Here is a 15,299-nt window from a genome sequence, read left to right as displayed (position 1 = left end):
CGCCGCCCCCTGGCGGCGGTTCGCGACGGACCGGGCTGCACCGACCGTCGTGCGTGTTGCGGTGGAGGTGACCGCCCAGGAGGCGCGGCGTGCGTCGTCGACGTCAGCCGCGCCTCCCGAGATGGTCGCGTCGGGTCAGGACCCGGCGTTCTCCAGTTCCACAAGCGTACGCCGTCGCTCCGCCTGTTCCGCCGGATCCGGCACCGGGAGTGACGCCAGGAGACGCTGCGTGTACGGGTGCTGCGGCGAGCCGAGGACCTCGGCCGTGGTGCCCGTCTCGACCAGGTCGCCGCGGTAGAGCACGGCGATCCGGTCGGAGAGCGCGCCGACCACGGCGAGGTCGTGGCTGATGAACAGCGACGCGAACCCGAGGTCCTGCTGCAGCTCGAGGAACAGCTCGAGCACGCGCGCCTGGACGGACACGTCGAGCGCACTCGTCGGCTCGTCGGCGATGAGGAGCTTCGGCCGGAGCGCGAGCGACCGTGCGAGCGACGCGCGCTGCCGCTGGCCGCCGGACAGCTCGTGCGGGTACCGGTCGCCGTAGGCCGCCGGGAGCTGCACGGCCTCGAGCAGTTCGCCGACACGCTTCCGGGCGGCACGCGGGCTCGACACCTCGCCGTGCACGACGAGCGGTTCGGCGACGCACTCCGAGATCGTGAGCAGCGGGTTGAACGAGGTCGCCGGGTCCTGGAAGACGAACCCGATGTCCTTGCGGTGCCGCTTGAAGTCGCGTTCGCGGTACCCGAGCATCTCGGTGCCGAGCACCTCGAGCGAGCCGCCGGTGATCTTCGTCAGGCCGGCGATCGCGCGGCCGATGGTCGTCTTGCCGGAGCCGGACTCCCCCACGAGGCCGAGGACCTCGCCGGGACGGATGTCGAGGTCGACGCCCTTGACCGCCTTGAACGCGTGCGACCCGAGCCGGCCCGGGTACTCGATCTCGAGCCCGCGTGCGCGGACGAGCGGCTCGACGTCGTCACTGATCGCGGCACGGCGGGCGACCCCGGTGGAGGCCTCGAGCCGGGGCACGGCGGCGAGCAGGCGCTTCGTGTAGTCGGCCTGCGGCGCCGCGAACAGCTCGGCGACCGGGGCCTCTTCGACGACCTCGCCCTGGTACATCACGGCGACGCGGTCCGCCAGGTCGGCGACGACGCCCATGTTGTGCGTGATGATGACGATCGCCGCGCCGAACTCGTCGCGGCACCGGCGGAGCAGGTCGAGGATCTCCGCCTGGACCGTCACGTCGAGGGCGGTGGTCGGCTCGTCGGCGATGATCACCGACGGTTCGAGGGCGAGCGCGCTCGCGATGACGACGCGCTGCTTCTGACCGCCGGAGAACTGGTGCGGGTAGTGGTCGACCCGGGTCTCGGGATCGGGGATGCCGACGCGGCGGAGGTAGTCGATCGCCTTCGCGCGGGCCTCCTTCGCGGAGACGCCGCCGTGGGCCCGGAGCCCCTCGGCGATCTGCCACCCGACCGTGAAGACCGGGTTCAGCGCAGTGGAGGGCTCCTGGAACACCATCGCGCCCGCGGTGCCGCGCAGGCTCCGGAGCTTCTGCGCGCCGACGGTCACGACGTCCGTGCCGTCGAGGAACACCGCACCACCGAGCGTCGCCGTCTCCGGCATGAGGCGCAGGATGCTCCGCGCCGTGACGGACTTGCCCGAGCCGGACTCGCCGACGAGGGCGAGGACCTCGCCGGGGCGGACGTCGATGCTGACGCCCTTGACCGCGTCGACGGCACCGCCGTCGGTCGCGAAGGTGACGGTCAGGTCGTCGACGACGACGACCGGTTCCGTCGTGGTGTCGCCGGCCAGGAGGCGCGTGGAGGCGCGGGACTGGTTGGTCGCGTCCGTCATGCGGTCGCCCCTTCCGTGCTGGCCGTCTGCTTGCGGGACACCAGCTGCTTGAGCCGGCGTCGCGCACGCAGACGCGGGTCGGAGATGTCGTTGAGGCTCTCGCCGATGAACGTCACGCCGAGGACGAGCACCACGATCGCGACACCCGGGAAGACGCCGGTCCACCAGACGCCGCTCGCGACGTCGGACAGCGCACGGCTGAGGTCGTAGCCCCACTCCGCGCCGCTGGTCGGGCCGATGCCGAAGCCCAGGAAGCCGAGGCCCGCGAGCGTCAGGATCGCGTCGCTCGCGTTCAGCGTGAGGATCAGCGGGAGGGAGCGCGTCGAGTTCCGCAGCACGTGCCGGGTCATGATGCGCCACGGGTTCGTGCCCATCACCCGCGCGGACTCGACGAACGCCTCGTTCTTGAGCCGCACGGCCTCGGCGCGGACGACCCGGAAGTACTGCGGGACGTACACGACCGTGATCGAGATCGCCGCGGCGATGATGCCGCCCGAGTAGCTCGAGTTGCCGCCGGAGATGACGATCGACACCACGATGGCGAGGAGCAGCGAGGGGAACGCGTAGATCGCGTCCGCCACGACGACGAGGATCCGGTCGAGCCAGCCGCCGATGTAGCCGGAGACCATGCCGAGCAGGACGCCGATGATGATCGACACGACGACGGCCACGATGACCACGAGCACCGCGGTCCGGGCGCCGTAGACGACGCGGCTGAAGACGTCGAAGCCGCCGACGGTGGTTCCCCAGATGTGCGTGGCGCTCGGTGCACCGGTGCGCGGGAAGCTCTGCCCGTCGGCGCCCTGCAGCTGGCCGAAGCCGTACGGGGCGATGAGCGGCGCGGCGATCGCGACGAGGAGGTACAGCGCGCAGATGACCACGCCGGTGATGAGCATGGCGCGCTGCCAGCCCGTGCTCCGACGGAGCTGCAGCACGACGGGCAGCCGCTTCCAGAGCGGCTCGTGGCGGTCGACGAGGGAGGTGTCAGCCATCTCTAGAACCTCACTCTCGGGTCGATGAGGGCCGCGACGACGTCCACGATGAAGTTCGTCACCGCGACGATCACCGCGAGCATCGCGACGATGCCCTGGACCGCGACGAAGTCGCGGGCCGACAGGTACTGGTTGAGCTCGAAGCCGAGCCCGCGCCACCCGAAGGTGGTCTCGGTGAGGACGGAACCGCCCAGGAGCATGGCGATCTGGAGTCCCATCACCGTGATGATCGGCACGAGGGCGGGACGGAACGCGTGCGTGCGGACGAGCCGCGCCTCCCGAACGCCGCGCGAGCGGGCCGCGTCGACGTACTCGGAACCGAGCGTCCCGATCATGTTCGCGCGCACCAGGCGCAGGAAGATGCCGGCGGTGAGGAGCCCCAGGGTCAGTGCCGGCAGGACGGCGTGCGCCAGCACGTCCCCGATGATCTGGGCGTTGCCGGTGCGCAGGGCGTCGATGAGGTAGATGCCCGTCGCGCCCTGGATGTTGTCGAGGACGAGCGACACCCGCGTGGACGCGCGGTCGCCGAGCGGGAGCCAGCCGAGCCACACCGAGAAGACGAGCTTGAGCAGCAGGCCGCCGAAGAACACCGGGGTCGCGTAGGTGAGGATCGCGAGCGCGCGGAACAGGACGTCCGGCCACTTGTCGCGCATGTACGCGGCGAGCATGCCGAGCGGGATGCCGAGCAGCAGCGCGACGATGAGCGCGTAGAAGACGAGCTCGGCGGTCGCGCCGCCGTACGTGACGATGATCTCGGTGATCGGCCGGTTGTCGGTGGCCGTCGTGCCGAAGTCGCCGCGGACGATGTTGCCGAGGTACTCGATGTACTGGACGAAGACCGGGCGGTCGTAGCCCGCGGCGTGCAGGCGTTCCTGCAGCTGGGACGGCGTGAGTCGGCCGCCGACCGATGCGGTGATCGGGTTCCCGATGACGCGCATCAGGAAGAACACGAGCGTCACCAGGATGAAGACGGTCGGGAAGATGAGGAGGAACCGGACGAGGACGTACCGGCCGAGTCCGCCGCCGCTGCTCTTGGCACTGCGCTGTGCCTCGGGCTTGGTGGGGTCGGTGGCCAGTTCCGAGCTCGCCTCTGGGGTGCTGAGGGTCACGGGGACGGGTGCCTTTCGGTGCCGTTGGGGACGCGGTCACGGGGGCGCTCCTCGTGGGAACGCCCCCGTGGGCCGGAACCGGTCTTACTTGGAGAGGGTCGCGTACCGGAACTTGTACGAGGAGTCGAGGGTCAGGCCCTTGACGTCCTTGGCCGCGACGGCGACCGACTTGCCCTGCAGCAGCGGCAGCGTCGAGATCTGCGTCGCCTCACGCTCCTGCGCCTGCTCGATGAGGTCCGCGCGCTTGTCCTTGTCGGACTCCTGCTGCTCCTCGGAGATGAGCTGCTGGATCGTCGGGTCGTCGTAGTGGTTCTGCACGAAGTTGTCCTTCGTGAAGAACGGCGACAGGTAGTTGTCGGCGTCCGAGAAGTCCGGGAACCAGCCGAGCTGGTACACCGGGTAGGCGTCCTTCGTGCGCTCCTGTGCGTAGGTCGTGTAGACCGTCGACTGGATGTTCACGGTGAACAGGCCGGAGTTCTCGAGCTGGGTCTTGAGCTCGGCGTACTCGTCGTCCGACGTCGAACCGTAGTGGTCCGGTGCGTACTGGATGTCGAGCTGCACCTTGCCGGTGACGCCCGCCTTCGACAGGGTCTCCTTCGCCTTGTCGACGTCCGCGCCGCCGTCGCCGTCGCCGTAGAGCTCCTCGAAGGGCTTCGCGGCACCGGTGAGGCCGTCCGGCACCATCGAGTAGAGCGGCGAGTAGGTGTCGTTGTAGACGTCCTTGGCGAGCTTCTCGCGGTCGACGACGTCCGCCACGGCCTGGCGCACGGCCAGGGCCTTCGTCTCGTCGGCGTCCGACTGCTTCGCGCCGAACGGCTGCGTGTTGAAGTTGAAGACCAGGTAGCGGATCTCACCGCCGGGGCCGTCGGTGACCTTCACCTTGTCGTCCTTGCGGAGGTCGGCGATGTCGGTCGGCGTCAGCGAGCGGTAGGCGACGTCGACGTCACCTTTCTGGACGGCGAGCTTGAGGTCGGTCTCCTTGGTGTAGTAGCTCGCCGTGACCTCGTCGGTCTTCGGCTTGCCCAGGAGGCCGTCGTAGTTCTTGTTCGCCTTGTACTGGATCGTGTCGTTCTCCTTGTAGGAGCTGATCGAGTACTGCCCGGCGAACGCCTTGCCCTTGACGATGTCCGCAGCCGGCGTGAGCTTGTCGGCCGAGAAGACCTGCTCGTCGACGATCGGGCCGGCGGGGCTGGAGAGCACCTGCGGCCAGGTCTGGTCGGCGTGGTCGAGGTTGAACACGACCGTCGTGTCGTCCGGCGTGTCGATGCTCTTGAGGTTGGCGAGCAGGGACTGCGGCCCGTTCTCGTTGTTGATCTTCAGCTCGCGTTCGAACGAGAACTTCACGTCGCTCGACGTGAGGTCGTTCCCGTTCGCGAACTTCAGGCCCTTCTTGAGCGTCACCGTGTACGTGGTGTCGTTCGTGAACTCGCCCTTGGTCGCGATGTCCGGCTTGACGTCGGGGCTGCCCACCGGCGTGTTCATCAGGAACGGGAAGACCTGGTTCTGCACGGCGAACGAGCCGTTGTCGTACGAGCCCGCCGGGTCGAGCGACGTGATCTTGTCGGTCGTCCCGATGCTGATGCCGTTCAGGGCGGTGTCGCTCACGCTGCTGCTCGCGCAGCCGCTGAGCACCAGCGCCGTCGCTGCCACTCCGGCGCCGAGCGCGATGCCGCGCTTGCCCCACTTGGTCACGGATGCCATGTCCGATGCCTCTCTTGGTGATGAATGCAAGGGTCCTGGGCCGGAGGTGGATCGACTGTGTGCCCGGCCAGGAACGCTCATTGCTATCACCCTGTCACGGAACTGCACGGACCGAGGGAGATTTGTTTACACCGCTGTAATGCACGGTCGCGTCGCGTGATGCATCATCCGTGCGTGTCCGGCCGGCGCGTCGCGCAGGATTGTTGCGCGCTGCAACGCGGGGCTCTGCCGGCCCGGGCGGCCCGGGCGGCCCGGCGCCCCGGCGCGCGAGCGGGCGATGTCCGCACCGCTCGCGCCCGGCATCCGGCGCATTCCGCCCGCTCGAGGTAGCCGGCGGCGCTTCCCCGGGTTCGCCGGGTTCGCCGGGCTCGCCGGGTTCGCCGGGTCGCGAGCGGGCGATGTACGCACCCCTCACGCGCAGCATGCGGCATGTTCCGCCCGCTCGCCGAGACGCACGCGGCGCGTCCCGCCCGCTCGGCATCCCGGGGGGCCGCCAGGGCGCCCGGCAGGCAGCGCCGAGGTCGCGCGAAGTGCCGCCCTCCGAGCCGCCCGGCCGGCCGTTCGTGCGACCTCGGCGACACGCACGCGGCGCGTCGTGCGACCTCGGCACCCTGGAGGCGCGGCGCCAGTCCGCACCGCATCCCCCGATGACGCTCCGGTCACGTCCACCGCACGCGGGTCCACCCCGTGCGCGTGGCTGGCCCTGGCCCGAGGTCGCACGAAGTGCCGCTCCGAGCGCTACCGACCGGCCGTTCGCGCGACCTTGGCGACACGCACGCGGCGTGTCGTGCGACCTCGGCGGGCGACCTCGGCGAACAAACCCGGGGCGAGCGACCCCGCGCGGGCGACCACGGGCGACCACGGGCGCCCGACCGCACGGCAGCCAGGTGGGCGCCGCGACCCGCCTACGAGTTCGCCGCCGCCTCGGCGTCCGCGCGCAACCGCATCCGCTGCGCGTCGATGTCCACGAGCTGCCGCTGGATCTCCGCCCGCCGATCGGCCTGCTCGTTCGGGTCCGCCCGCTGCAACTGCCCGAGCAGCGATGCCTTCCGCGCGAGCAGGTCCCGCTCCACCAGCGCGACGACGATGCTCCGCGCGTAGATGGCCAGGTCCTCGTCGGTGCGGGCGGGGATCGGTGCGAGCGCGAGCTCCTGCACGAGGCCGCGGAACGGCCCGGGCACGTCCTGCAGCAACCGTTCGAGCCAGTCCCCCGCGCCGATCGCGTCGACGTTCGCCACGACGGCGTCCCGCACGACGGACAGCATCGGCGCCGAGAAGGTCGCGGCCGCCGCCAACCCGAGGAGCGGCGCCCCGACGTGCCCGGGCTGCTGCACCATCGCCATCACGGCGTCGCGCTCCATGCGGGTGATCGGGTCGCTCGGCAGGAGTCGGAGCCCGGCCACGGGCTCATCCGGAACGGCGACCGCCTCGCCGCCGGAGCCGGCGTGCGTGGCTGGAGCCGCGCCTCCTGAGCGGTGGTCGGTCGTCGACGCACCCGCGCGCTGGCGGGCGTTCTCGACCGCGCGACGCACCTCGGGGATGTCGAGGCCGAGCCACTTGGCGGTCTCGCGCGTGTACGCCGTCGCGAGGGTCCGGTCGCGGATGCCCGCGACGACCGGTGCGGCGTCGCGGAGGCCGGCGACGCGCCCCTCGGCCGTCTCGATGTCGTGCGCGGCGAGCCGGCGACGGATGATGAACTCGAACATCGGGCGCTTCGTCTCGATGAGGCGGGTGACCGCGGCGTCACCCCGCGCCAGCCGGAGGTCGCACGGGTCGAGCCCGCCCGGCGCGACCGCGACGTAGGTCTGCGAGGCGAAGCGGCTCTCTTCCGCGAACGCTCGCGAGGCAGCGCGCTGCCCGGCCTCGTCCGGGTCGAACGTGAAGACGATGTTGCCGAGCTGCGAGAGGTCGCGGCTGGCCGAGTCGCCGAGCATCGGCCGGAGCACCTTGATGTGGTCGACGCCGAACGACGTGCCACAGGTGGCGACCGCGGTGGTGATGCCGGCGAGGTGGCACGCCATGACGTCCGTGTACCCCTCGACGATCACGACCTGCTTCTGCTTCGAGATGTCCCGCCGGGCGAGGTCGAGCCCGTAGAGCACCTGGCTCTTGTGGTAGATCGGGGTCTCGGGCGTGTTGAGGTACTTGGGGCCCTTGTCGTCCTCGAGCAGCCGCCGCGCACCGAAGCCGATCGTCGCCCCGGTGACGTCGCGGATCGGCCACATGAGGCGCCCGCGGAACCGGTCGTACGGCGACCGGTCGCCCTGGCTGACGAGTCCGGCGGAGACGATCTCCTCGAGCGAGAACCCACGACCGCGCAGGTGGTCCCGCAGTGCGTCGTACGACTTCGGGGCGAAGCCGACGCCGAAGTGCTGAGCCGCCGCGGGGTCGAACCCGCGCTCACCGAGGAACTGCCGGGCCGGCTCGGCCGCCGCCGTCGTGAGCTGCGCGGTGTAGAACTGCTGCGCCGCCTCGTTCGCGGCGATGAGCCGCGCGCGGGCGTTGTAGTCGGTGCGGGGGCCGTCGCCCTCTTCGTAGTGGAGCGTGAAGCCGATCTTCGCGGCCATCCGCTCGACGGCTTCCTGGAAGGTCGTGTGGTCCTGCTTGATGACGAAGTCGAAGACGTCGCCGTCCTCGCCGCAGCCGAAGCAGTGGTACCGCCCGACCTGGGGACGGACGTGGAACGACGGGGAGCGTTCGTCGTGGAAGGGGCAGAGGCCCTTCAACGACCCCACCCCGGCGGACTTCAGGGTCACGTAGTCGCCGACGACGTCGGCGATGTTGACACGCGAGCGGACCTCGTCGATGTCGTTCCGCGCGATCCTCCCAGCCACCCCTCGATCCTAGTTCGTGCGACCGACGTCGGCCGACCGTCACGAGACCTGTGGACAACGGCCAGGAGGCGCGGCTCGGCCCCGCCCCGCCGGCGCCGCCCCGCCGCGGGTCGCGGCCAGGGCGCAGCGCACGTGACCCGGGCCCGACCGTCAGACCGGGATGTGCACCGTCTCGCGGTCCCCGACCACGAGCCGCTTGTGCCACGCCAGCGCACCCTGGTCGGTCAGGCTCGCCACCTGGTCGACCACGGCCCGCAACCGCCCGGCGTCGTCGGACGCAGCACGCCAGTCCGCTGCGAAGCCCGGCTCGAGGTCGGCGCTGCCGCTCGCCGCGAGGGCGTCGAGGAGCTCGGTCAGGATCCGCCGCTGGTCCTCGTACACGGGCTGCCGATCGCCCTGCGTCATGACGAACGCCGCGACGATGCCCTTCAGCACCGCGATCTCGCCGATGATCTCGGGCGGGGTCACGACCGACGCCGCGAAGCGCACGAGGGAGCCCGAGGCGTAGGACTCCCGCGTCGCCGCGGTCGCCGTCCGCGCGAACCGACCGATCAGCTGCGAGGTGAGGTTCTTCAGCCGCGCCAGGTCCCGACGCGACCCGTCGTAGGAGGTCATCCACAGCGGCAGCGAGCGGAGCCGGTCGAACGCCTCGAGCAGCTCGTCGCGGCTGAGGTCCGAGCCGACCCAGGCGTGCATGGCGGACACGATGTCGTTCTCGCCGACGCGGTCGCCCAGGGCAGCGACGTCGATGAAGCCCGCTACGACGGCGTCCTCGAAGTCGTGCACCGAGTACGCGATGTCGTCCGAGAGGTCCATGACCTGTGCCTCGATGCAGCGCTGCCGACGGGGAGCCCCGGCACGGAGCCACTCGAACGCGTCGTGGTCATCGTCGTAGAAGCCGAACTTGGTGCGGCCGGACGACGCCTCGGACACGCCCTGGGCCGCCGGCCACGGGTACTTGCAGCTGGCGTCGAGCGATGCCCGCGTGAGGTTCAGCCCGTACGGACGGTGGTCCTCGGGCTCGGCGCCGTACACCTTCGGCTCGAGCCGGGTGAGGAGCCGCAGCGTCTGCGCGTTCCCCTCGAACCCGCCGATGCCCGCCGCCCACGCGTTCACGGCCGTCTCGCCGTTGTGGCCGAACGGCGGGTGTCCGATGTCGTGCGCGAGGCAGGCGGTGTCCACGACGTCGGGGTCGAGGCCGAGCGAGTCGGCGAGCTCGCGGCCGACCTGGGCGACCTCGAGCGAGTGCGTCAGGCGGTTCCGGGCGAAGTCGAGCCCGGTCGTCGGACTGAGCACCTGGGTCTTCGCGGCGAGCCGTCGCAGCGCGCTCGAGTGCAGGAGCCGGGCGCGGTCACGGGCGAAGTCCGACCGACGGTTGCCGTGGGTCTCGGGCAGCCAGCGTTCGGCGTCGGCCGGCCCGTACGAACTCGTGGCGCTCATCCGCCGCTGTGGTGCAGCTCGGCGGCGGCGAGGACCTTGCGGAACTCGCTGTCGACGTCGCGCGACTCGAGCCAGCGGTCGGGCAGGGCGGTGCGCTTCGGGTGGCCCGCACGACCTCGGGGCCCCTCGGCGTCGGCGCCAGGGTACGGAGCGTCGTGGTCGAGCTGCCCGAGCAGGTCGTCGATCTCCTGCAGGCTGGACGCCATCGCGAGCCCGGACCGGACGTCGCCGCCGATCGGGTACCCCTTGAAGTACCAGGCGACGTGCTTCCGGACGTCGCGGCAGCCGTGCTCCTCGCTGCCGAAGAACTCGACGAGCAGTTCGGCGTGCCGCTTGAACGCCACCGCCACCTCGCCGAGGGACGGCATGTACCGCAACCCCTCGCCGCGGAACGCCGCCGCGAGGTCGCCGAACAGCCACGGCCGACCGAGGCACCCGCGCCCGACGACGACGCCGTCCGCCCCGGTCTCGTCGACCATGCGGAGCGCGTCGGCAGCGGACCAGATGTCGCCGTTGCCGAGCACCGGGATGTCGGTGATGGTCTCCTTCAGCGTCGCGATCGCCGACCAGTCCGCGTGGCCCGAGTAGTGCTCGTTGGCGGTGCGGGCGTGCAGGGAGACCGCCGCGACGCCGGCGTCCCGCGCGATGCGGGCGGCGTCGAGGTACGTGAGGTGGTCGCCGTCGATGCCCTTGCGCATCTTCACGGTGACGGGGACGTCCCCGGCGGCACGGACCGTCTTCGTGACGAGTTCCTTGAAGAGGTCGAGCTTCCAGGGCAGGGCCGCTCCCCCGCCCTTGCGCGTGACCTTCGGCACGGGGCACCCGAAGTTGAGGTCGATGTGGTCGGCGCGGTCCTCGCCCACGAGGATCATCGCCGCCTCGGCCACCGTGTTCGGCTCGACGCCGTACAGCTGGATCGACCGCGGGGTCTCGGACTCGTGGTGCTGGATGAGCTGCATCGACACGGGAGTGCGTTCGACGAGCGCGCGCGAGGTGATCATCTCGCACACGTACAAGCCGGCGCCGTACTCGCGGCAGAGCCGGCGGTAGGCCATGTTCGTGATGCCCGCCATCGGCGCGAGCACGACCGGCACGTCGACCTCGATGGGGCCGATGCGCAGGGGCTTCGCCGGACGGGTCGCCGTCCCGGGTGCGTCAGTGATCGTCATACGTCTCCCATCCTCCCACGTCGGTGCGCGCAGGTAGCGTTCTCCACATGACGACCGACGCCATCACCAGGTTCGACGCCGACGCACGGGCCCGAGGGCTCCGGGTCGACGTGGTCGAACGACCCGCCGCGGACTCCCTGCACGGGGCAGCCGCACTGCTCGGCATCGAGCCCGGCGACATCGTGAAGACCCTCGTCGTGAAGCGGCACGACGGCGGCTTCCTGCTCGCCCTCGTACCCGGTGGCCGTGCCATCGCCTGGAAGAAGCTCCGCACCGTCGTCGGCGTCAACAAGCTCTCGATGCCCGACGCCGCCACCGCGCTCGAGGCCTCGGGCTACGAACGCGGCACCATCACGCCCATCGGCGCGACGGGCGGCCTGCCGGTCTACGCCGACGAACGGATCCTCGGACGCCGGGTCGCCCTCGGCGCCGGTCGGCACGGCGCGAGCGCCTTCGTCGACGCCGACGACCTGGTCGCGGCGTACGGCGCAACGGTCGCCGACATCACCGACGAGGAGCCCGTCCGCTAGCACCCGCTCAGTCGGGGACCTCGGTCCAGACGCCCTCGGCGCCGGGCACGAAGCACGAGTCGCCCTCGCAGACCGGCGCACCGCCGGGCGTGACGAGCGTGAGCAGGGCGGGTCGCGCCTCCTGGCCGTCGGACTGGAGGCGCGGCTCGGCCGAGCCGTCGACACGGACGTCCGTCATCGGGTCGCCTCCGCGTCTGCTGCCGCGTCCTCGGCGGACCGCTGCTCGGCCTCGGCGACGTCCGACGGGGTCGTCCCACGGAGGGCGACGACCTGCGTCAGCACCTGCTCGAACGCAGCCGGGTCCTGCGCGCCGGAGACGCCGTACTTGCCGTCGATGACGAAGAACGGGACGCCGTTGATGCCGTACGACTGCGCCTGCGCCTGGTCGGCGCGGACGGCCGCGAGCTGCGAGTCGTCGCGGAGCGTGGCGCGGACCTCGTCCGGGTCGAGGCCGACCTCGGCCGCGAGGGACGCCAGCGACTCGTCCTGACCGACGTGCTCACCACGCTCGAAGTAGGCGGCGAAGAGGCGCTCGACCATCTCGAGCTGCTTGCCCTGCTCCTTCGCCAGGTGGATGACCTGGTGCGCCTTCACCGTGTTGGTGTGGTGCATCGACTCGAAGTCGTAGTCGAGGCCCACGCTCGCGGCGATGCCGGAGACCTGGTCGAGCATCTGCTGCGCCTGCTCGACGGGCATGCCCTTGTGGCCGGAGAGGAACTCGGCCTCGGTGCCCTCGAAGTCCACGGGGGTGTCGGGGCTGAGCTCGAAGGAGTGGTACTCGACCTCGACCGGGGCGCCGTTCGGGGTCGAGGCGAAGGCGGCGACGCCGGCCTCGAACTTCCGCTTGCCGATGTAGCACCAGGGGCAGGCGATGTCCGACCAGACATCGACCTTCACAGAGTCGTTCATGCTGGTCGCAACCGGGGCCGCCGCAGCCGCATTCCCGCGCTGCCGGGCGCGGCGGGCGCGGCGCACAACCAAAAGCACCCCGCGCCGCGCATCAGCGTGGTTCGGGGTGCCTTTGGTTGTGCGAACGGCCGCGCCGGCCGCGCCGCGCGACGCCGCGCCTACGCGCCGAGCAACCGCGCCGCGAGGTACCCCTGCAGCTGGTCGAGCGCCACCCGCTCCTGCGACATCGTGTCGCGCTCGCGCACCGTCACGGCCTTGTCCTCGAGCGTGTCGAAGTCCACCGTGATGCAGAACGGCGTGCCGATCTCGTCGTGGCGACGGTAGCGACGGCCGATCGCCCCCGCGTCGTCGAAGTCCACGTTCCAGTACTTGCGCAGGTCGTCCGCGAGGCCACGCGCCACCGGCGACAGCTGCTCGTTGCGGGACAGCGGCAGGACGGCGGCCTTGACCGGAGCGAGCCGCGGGTCGAGCCGCAGGACCGTGCGCTTGTCGACGCCGCCCTTCGCGTTCGGCGCCTCGTCCTCGTGGTAGGCGTCGAGCAGGAACGCCATGAGCGCGCGGGTGAGACCGAACGACGGCTCGATGACGTACGGCACGTACTTCTCGTTCGCGGCCTGGTCGAAGTACCGGAGGTCCTTGCCGGAGGACTCGATGTGGTTGTTGAGGTCGAAGTCCGTGCGGTTCGCGACGCCCATGAGCTCGCCCCACTCGGTGCCCGCGAACCCGAAGCGGTACTCGATGTCGGCGGTGGCGTCGGAGTAGTGCGCGCGTTCCCCGTCCGGGACGTCGAAGCGCCGCAGGTTCTCCGGGTCGATGCCGAGGTCGGTGAAGAACGCGACCGAGTCGGCGATCCACTGCTCGTAGTGCTCCTGCGCGGAGGCCGGCGGCACGAAGTACTCGATCTCCATCTGCTCGAACTCGCGCGTCCGGAAGATGAAGTTGCCGGGCGTGATCTCGTTGCGGAAGGCCTTGCCGACCTGGCCGATGCCGAACGGGGGCTTCATGCGGCTGGTCGTCACGACCTGCGCGAAGTCCACGAAGATGCCCTGCGCGGTCTCGGGGCGGAGGAAGTTCAGGCCCTCTTCCGACTCGACCGGGCCGAGGTAGGTCTTGAGCATGCCGGAGAACTCGCGCGGCTCGGTCCACTGGCCGCGGGTACCGCAGTTCGGGCACGCGATCTCGGCCATGCCGCCCTCGGGCTGCCGGTCCTTCTTCGCCACGAACGCCTCGATGAGGTGGTCTTCGCGGAACCGGTGGTGGCAGTGCAGGCACTCGACGAGCGGGTCGGTGAACGTCGCGACGTGCCCGGACGCTTCCCACACCTTGCGCGGCAGGATCACGGCCGAGTCGAGGCCGACCATGTCGCCGCGGCCGCGGACGAACCGCTGCCACCACTGCCGCTTGATGTTCTCCTTCAGCTCGACGCCGAGGGGCCCGTAGTCCCACGCGGAGCGCGATCCGCCGTAGATCTCCCCCGACTGGAAGACGAAGCCACGGCCCTTGGCCAGGGCGATGACGCTGTCGAGACGGGAGGACTGTGCCACGGGATGCTCCAGAGGTCGCCGAGCTGGGTGCCCGGTTCGGAAACGTACCGGGCAAGCGTACCGGCCCCACGGGCCTCGGCGGACGGGAGGCGCGCCCCCTGTGGAGAACGCGCCTCACCCCTCCGGTCTGAAGCCGTCCACCGCGCCCAGCGCGTCCGCCACGCGCGTCACGTCGTCCTCGTCGTTCCAGAGGTGGAACGCCAGCCGGAGCCGACCGGCCCGCCCGCTCGCGGTGATCCCGGCTGCCGCGAGGGCCCGGAGGGCCGCGCCGTCCGCGTCCGCGAACGTCGTGATCGCCTGACCGCTCCGAGGTGACCCGAGCGTGTCGGCGAGCCGGTCCGTGAGACGCGTGGCGTGCCTCCAGGACGACGTCGCATCGAGCGCGGCGACGTGCCGGAGCGCAGCCACCGCGCCCGGCCATGCCTGCCAGGCCGGCGAGACGTCGAACCGACGCGCGTCGTCGGCGAGCCGCATCGCTGGGCCGTAGCAGGACCCCCACACGTCGGCACCCGCGTACCACCCGGCCTGCACGGGGCGGAGCCGTTCGAGCGCGGCGTCCGAGAACGTCGAGAATGCGACCCCGCGCGGCGCGCACAGCCACTTGTACGCGTGCGTGACCGTCACGTCGAACGGGGCCGCGTCCACCGGGAGCACGCCGGCGGCCTGCGTGAGGTCGCACAGCGTGAGCGCGCCGACGGTCCGAGCCGCCTCGAGCACCGGCCCCGGATCGGTGACGACGCCGCTCGACGACTGCACCGCGGACCAGGCGACGAGGGACGTCCCGGGCCGCACCGCGTCGGCGAGGGAGGCGAGCGGGACGCTCCGGACCCGGACGCCCCGGTGCGCCTGGGCGAGGAACGGGAACACGAGCGAACTGAAGTCGCCGTCGGGGACGACCACCTCGGCGCCGTCCGGCAGCGCAGCGGCGACGACCGCGACCATGGCGGAGGTTTGCGACCCCGTGGCGACCCGGGCCCGGTCGACGCCGACGATGCGCGCGAAGAGCGAGCGGCCCTCCTCGACGAGCGCGCCGTACGCGACCGGCGTGGACGCGGCGTGCTCCCACTCGTCGAGGTCGGCGCGCATGGAGGCGAGCGTGCCGCGCGTGGGGAGTCCGGTGGTGCAGGCCGCGAGGTAGCCGGAGCCGTCGACGAAGGAGTCCATGCCTCCACGGTGGCGCGGGGTCACCCATCACACCAGGGCAGGCTTCTTCGATC

At 71.2% G+C, this 15,299-nt stretch carries 12 protein-coding genes and 1 pseudogene; 1 reads left to right on the top strand and 12 read right to left on the bottom strand.

Annotated elements, in window-relative coordinates; genetic code table 11:
- Positions 1 to 135: 135 nt before the first annotated feature.
- From ACIPEP_RS16340 to dusB, 8 genes and pseudogenes are all read right to left on the bottom strand, one after another.
- Positions 136 to 1,854 (bottom strand): ABC transporter ATP-binding protein, encoded by a 1,719-nt coding sequence (locus tag ACIPEP_RS16340; RefSeq protein ID WP_402717836.1) that lies wholly within the window; start codon positions 1,852 to 1,854, stop codon positions 136 to 138.
- A complete protein-coding gene (locus ACIPEP_RS16335; RefSeq protein WP_070418711.1) occupies positions 1,851 to 2,846 on the bottom strand; it encodes an ABC transporter permease in 996 nt (331 codons plus the stop codon). Before ACIPEP_RS16335 ends, ACIPEP_RS16340 begins: the two co-directional genes overlap by 4 nt.
- A gap of 2 nt (positions 2,847 to 2,848) precedes the next feature.
- Positions 2,849 to 3,514 carry an ABC transporter permease gene (locus ACIPEP_RS16330; protein ID WP_374115159.1) on the bottom strand — a complete coding sequence of 222 codons (666 nt, stop codon included), beginning with the start codon at positions 3,512 to 3,514 and terminating at the stop codon, positions 2,849 to 2,851.
- A 183-nt stretch (positions 3,515 to 3,697) separates the two neighbouring features.
- Positions 3,698 to 3,796, bottom strand: a pseudogene (locus ACIPEP_RS16325) (hypothetical protein); the annotation flags it as partial.
- Positions 3,797 to 4,039: 243 nt separating this feature from the next.
- Positions 4,040 to 5,656 carry an ABC transporter substrate-binding protein gene (locus tag ACIPEP_RS16320; protein WP_092387565.1) on the bottom strand — a complete coding sequence of 539 codons (1,617 nt, stop codon included), beginning with the start codon at positions 5,654 to 5,656 and terminating at the stop codon, positions 4,040 to 4,042.
- Between the two features lie 905 nt (positions 5,657 to 6,561).
- Positions 6,562 to 8,490 (bottom strand): DNA primase, encoded by a 1,929-nt coding sequence (dnaG, locus tag ACIPEP_RS16315; RefSeq protein WP_229085307.1) that lies wholly within the window; start codon positions 8,488 to 8,490, stop codon positions 6,562 to 6,564.
- A gap of 150 nt (positions 8,491 to 8,640) precedes the next feature.
- The gene (locus ACIPEP_RS16310) at positions 8,641 to 9,930 is read right to left on the bottom strand and encodes a deoxyguanosinetriphosphate triphosphohydrolase (RefSeq protein WP_071294833.1); all 1,290 of its coding nucleotides are present in this window, start codon (positions 9,928 to 9,930) and stop codon (positions 8,641 to 8,643) included.
- Complete coding sequence (dusB, locus tag ACIPEP_RS16305) at positions 9,927 to 11,099, bottom strand: tRNA dihydrouridine synthase DusB (protein ID WP_402717835.1); 1,173 nt, start codon at positions 11,097 to 11,099, stop codon at positions 9,927 to 9,929. Before dusB ends, ACIPEP_RS16310 begins: the two co-directional genes overlap by 4 nt.
- Positions 11,100 to 11,146: 47 nt before the next feature.
- On the opposite strand from dusB, the gene ACIPEP_RS16300 reads away from it, so the two are divergent.
- Positions 11,147 to 11,629 (top strand): aminoacyl-tRNA deacylase, encoded by a 483-nt coding sequence (locus ACIPEP_RS16300; protein ID WP_402717834.1) that lies wholly within the window; start codon positions 11,147 to 11,149, stop codon positions 11,627 to 11,629.
- A gap of 7 nt (positions 11,630 to 11,636) precedes the next feature.
- On the opposite strand, the gene ACIPEP_RS16295 is transcribed toward ACIPEP_RS16300, so the two are convergent.
- The 4 genes from ACIPEP_RS16295 to ACIPEP_RS16280 form a co-directional block, all read right to left on the bottom strand.
- Positions 11,637 to 11,807 carry a hypothetical protein gene (locus ACIPEP_RS16295; RefSeq protein WP_175473623.1) on the bottom strand — a complete coding sequence of 57 codons (171 nt, stop codon included), beginning with the start codon at positions 11,805 to 11,807 and terminating at the stop codon, positions 11,637 to 11,639.
- On the bottom strand, positions 11,804 to 12,538 hold the full coding sequence (locus tag ACIPEP_RS16290; protein WP_070418705.1) for a DsbA family protein: 735 nt from the start codon (positions 12,536 to 12,538) through the stop codon (positions 11,804 to 11,806). The genes ACIPEP_RS16295 and ACIPEP_RS16290 overlap by 4 nt, the downstream gene beginning before the upstream one ends.
- Before the next feature lie 158 nt (positions 12,539 to 12,696).
- Complete coding sequence (locus tag ACIPEP_RS16285; protein WP_071294830.1) at positions 12,697 to 14,082, bottom strand: glycine--tRNA ligase; 1,386 nt, start codon at positions 14,080 to 14,082, stop codon at positions 12,697 to 12,699.
- 114 nt (positions 14,083 to 14,196) lie between these two features.
- Positions 14,197 to 15,246, bottom strand: a complete 1,050-nt coding sequence (locus ACIPEP_RS16280; RefSeq protein ID WP_402717833.1) for an aminotransferase class V-fold PLP-dependent enzyme — start codon at positions 15,244 to 15,246, stop codon at positions 14,197 to 14,199.
- Positions 15,247 to 15,299: the final 53 nt, after the last annotated feature.

Origin of the sequence: Curtobacterium sp. NPDC087082 (assembly GCF_044745045.1) — a bacterium.
Lineage (GTDB): Bacteria > Actinomycetota > Actinomycetes > Actinomycetales > Microbacteriaceae > Curtobacterium.
Note: the sequence above shows the minus strand (reverse complement) of the source record. Positions and strands in the feature narration are given on the sequence as shown.